The organism is Wolbachia endosymbiont of Cylisticus convexus (assembly GCF_003344345.1).
In genome coordinates this window covers 1-2,526 of the sequence record NZ_QPIP01000231.1, presented here as the reverse complement: position 1 = coordinate 2,526, position 2,526 = coordinate 1, and the positions used below count along the sequence as shown (strand labels likewise).

Below are 2,526 nucleotides of genomic sequence, written 5' to 3'. Positions count from 1 at the left end.
AAACAAGACTTGATCTGACACTTTAGAAAAGTAAGTTATAAAATAATAAAAGAAAGGAGTGTTAGATATGAGTACAATACAAGCAAAAATACTAAAACCAAAGTTAGGGTTATTAGAGCTAGCAAAACAATTAGGAAATGTATCTCAAGCGTATGGGCTACTCAAGAGATACGTTTTATCGATTCAAGGAATTATATGAAAATGGAGGAGAAGAAGCACTGCATGAGATAAGTAAGAAAAAATCACTTATGGCAAACAGAGTTTCCGAAGACATAGAAAGAGCAGATCGCAACAGAATTTCCAGCATATGGACAATAAAGAGCTGCAAATGAGCTGAGAAAAAGGGATTTCCGAAGGTGGTTGTATGGCTAAGAAACGATATTGAAACGTTCAAAAAAAGACTTAAAGCTCTTGAAGCGAAGGTTGCACAAGATGGCATAATTTTAACTGAAGAGCAACTTGCAGCTTTAGAGAAAGTGAAAGAACAAAGATGGTGAAATTGAAACACTGGTTACTTAGGTTCTCAAGACACTTATTATGTAGAAGGGTATAGGACCAGCAAACTTTTATTGATACCTATTCAAGGGTTGCTATGGCAAAGCTTTATACAGACAAAACTGCAATTACTGCTGCAGATCTTCTTAATGATAGAGTCATACCATTCTTTGATGGACAAAAGTACCATTATCCCGCATTTTGACTGATAGGGGTACGGAATACTGTGGCAAACCAGAAAATCACGCTTATCAGCTATATTTAGGAATTGAAAACATTGATCATTCAAGAACTAACCCCACAAACTAATGGCATATGTGAGAGGTTTCATAGAACTATGCAAGATGAGTGTTACAATATTATCTTTAGAAAGAAAATCTACAGTTCTTTGGAAGATTTGCAGATAGATGTTGATCATTGGTTGCGTTCTTACAATGAGACAAGACCTCATTCAGGTAAATATTGCTATGGCAAAACACCGATGCAGACTTTTCTTGATAGCAAACATATTGCTTTTCAGAAAAATATTAGTAGCATCAAACAAGAGACTGATATTAGTTTTAACTACCTCAATCCTTCTGTCAGTTAATTCTTGCCTGTCAGATTAAGTTATGTCTAGTACACATTAAACGATAAAATTAGTAATTTATAGACTCTTTAAAAAAAATTATCTTATTTAAGATCAAGATTTCTGGGAATGTTCAAAAAAGTGTGTCAAGCCGCATTTTTAGTTCAACTCAATTTTCAACCTATCTGGAAAGAAAATATCAAGTTGAGACATAGTTAAAGCCCAATTAGGGAGAGCCATAATCCACTTTTGCTCTACCTTTTTTATAGCACAATATACCTGTTTGTACAAGGCATTTGTACTAGTAAATGAACCCTTAGTTTTAGTAAATTTCCTGATTTGTCTATGCAACCCCTCAATTGGATTAGTGGTGTAAATCAGCTTCCTAACTGGCCCAGAATACTTAAAATAACTGGATAAGTTTTCCCAATTGTTCTGCCAGGATTTTATAACTAAAGGATACTTTTCTCCCCATTTTCCTTCCAGCTCAAGCAGATAATTCTCAGCAATTTCTTTACTTGAAGCACGATATATTTTTTTCAGATCATTCATGAAAACTTTCACATCTTTACTGGATACATATTTCAGAGAATTTCTTATTTGGTGTACTATACATAGCTGCACTTCTGCACTGGGAAATACACTGTTGATGGCTGCAGGAAAGCTTTTTAGCCCATCTACACATGCAATCAGAATATCTTCTACTCCTCTTTCTTTGAGGTTATTTAGCACTTCCAACCAAAAGTTAGCTCCTTCACTTTCAGCCAAATAAAAGCCCAGGACTTCTTTTCTGCCATTTTGGTCTATGCCCAATATATTGTACATACATTTACTTACGCAATGTCCATCCTCCTTGACCTTAAAGAACATCCCATCCATAAATACTATCGGGTATACTGATTGCAGTGGACGACTACGCCATTCATTGATTATAGGCAGTAATTTGTCGGTAATACTTGATATCTCTGCTACCGATATTTTGTGATCATAAATTTCCTCAACGTGTGACGCTATATCTCTATAGCTCATACCACTGGCAAATGTGCTCAAAATCTTCGTTTCAAGCTCTGGATGTAAGCTTGTTTGCCTTTTTTTGACTATTTGCGGCTCAAAACTTCCTTCTCTATCTCTTGGCGTTAACAGCTCAAATGAACCTGCACTTGTACGTAAAGTCTTTCCATTCCTCCCATTTCTGCGATTATTTTCTTCACTTTCAGCTAATAAATGGTTTTCTATTTCACCTTCTAGACTCGCCTCCAGCAGCTTTTTTATAAATGGTGTTAATGCTCCCTCCTTTCCTGTCAACGGTCTTCCTTCTCGTATAGACGACAGGATATTTGTTTCCAACTCTTTATAATCTACCAATCCGTTAGTTCTGTTTACTACTTTTTGACTCATTGTCAAACCTCCATTTTTAAATTGATATAAATTACTTTTTTTCGGTTTGACACACTTTTTTGAAC

5 protein-coding genes are annotated in these 2,526 nt (G+C 35.4%); 4 read left to right on the top strand and 1 reads right to left on the bottom strand.

The window, feature by feature from the left end; genetic code table 11:
• Positions 1-67 precede the first annotated feature (67 nt).
• The 4 genes from Wcon_RS13675 to Wcon_RS13660 all read left to right on the top strand — a co-directional run bounded on the left by Wcon_RS13675 (position 68) and on the right by Wcon_RS13660 (position 1,084).
• A complete protein-coding gene (locus tag Wcon_RS13675) occupies positions 68-199 on the top strand; it encodes a hypothetical protein (protein WP_338062146.1) in 132 nt (43 codons plus the stop codon).
• On the top strand, positions 153-332 hold the full coding sequence (locus Wcon_RS13670; RefSeq protein WP_458694579.1) for a helix-turn-helix domain-containing protein: 180 nt from the start codon (positions 153-155) through the stop codon (positions 330-332). The genes Wcon_RS13675 and Wcon_RS13670 overlap by 47 nt, the downstream gene beginning before the upstream one ends.
• 24 nt (positions 333-356) lie before the next feature.
• Positions 357-497 (top strand): hypothetical protein, encoded by a 141-nt coding sequence (locus Wcon_RS13665; protein ID WP_458694580.1) that lies wholly within the window; start codon positions 357-359, stop codon positions 495-497.
• A 266-nt stretch (positions 498-763) separates the two neighbouring features.
• Positions 764-1,084 carry an integrase core domain-containing protein gene (locus Wcon_RS13660; RefSeq protein WP_458694584.1) on the top strand — a complete coding sequence of 107 codons (321 nt, stop codon included), beginning with the start codon at positions 764-766 and terminating at the stop codon, positions 1,082-1,084.
• 138 nt (positions 1,085-1,222) lie between these two features.
• On the opposite strand, the gene Wcon_RS10840 is transcribed toward Wcon_RS13660, so the two are convergent.
• Positions 1,223-2,461 (bottom strand): IS256 family transposase, encoded by a 1,239-nt coding sequence (locus Wcon_RS10840; protein ID WP_114516979.1) that lies wholly within the window; start codon positions 2,459-2,461, stop codon positions 1,223-1,225.
• Positions 2,462-2,526 lie beyond the last annotated feature (65 nt).

Coding starts and splice junctions, on each gene's coding strand:
- Wcon_RS10840 (WP_114516979.1), bottom strand. CDS start 2,461: ATGAGTCAAAAAGTAGTAAACAGAACTAACGGATTGGTAGATTATAAA.
- Wcon_RS13670 (WP_458694579.1), top strand. CDS start 153: ATGGGCTACTCAAGAGATACGTTTTATCGATTCAAGGAATTATATGAA.
- Wcon_RS13675 (WP_338062146.1), top strand. CDS start 68: ATGAGTACAATACAAGCAAAAATACTAAAACCAAAGTTAGGGTTATTA.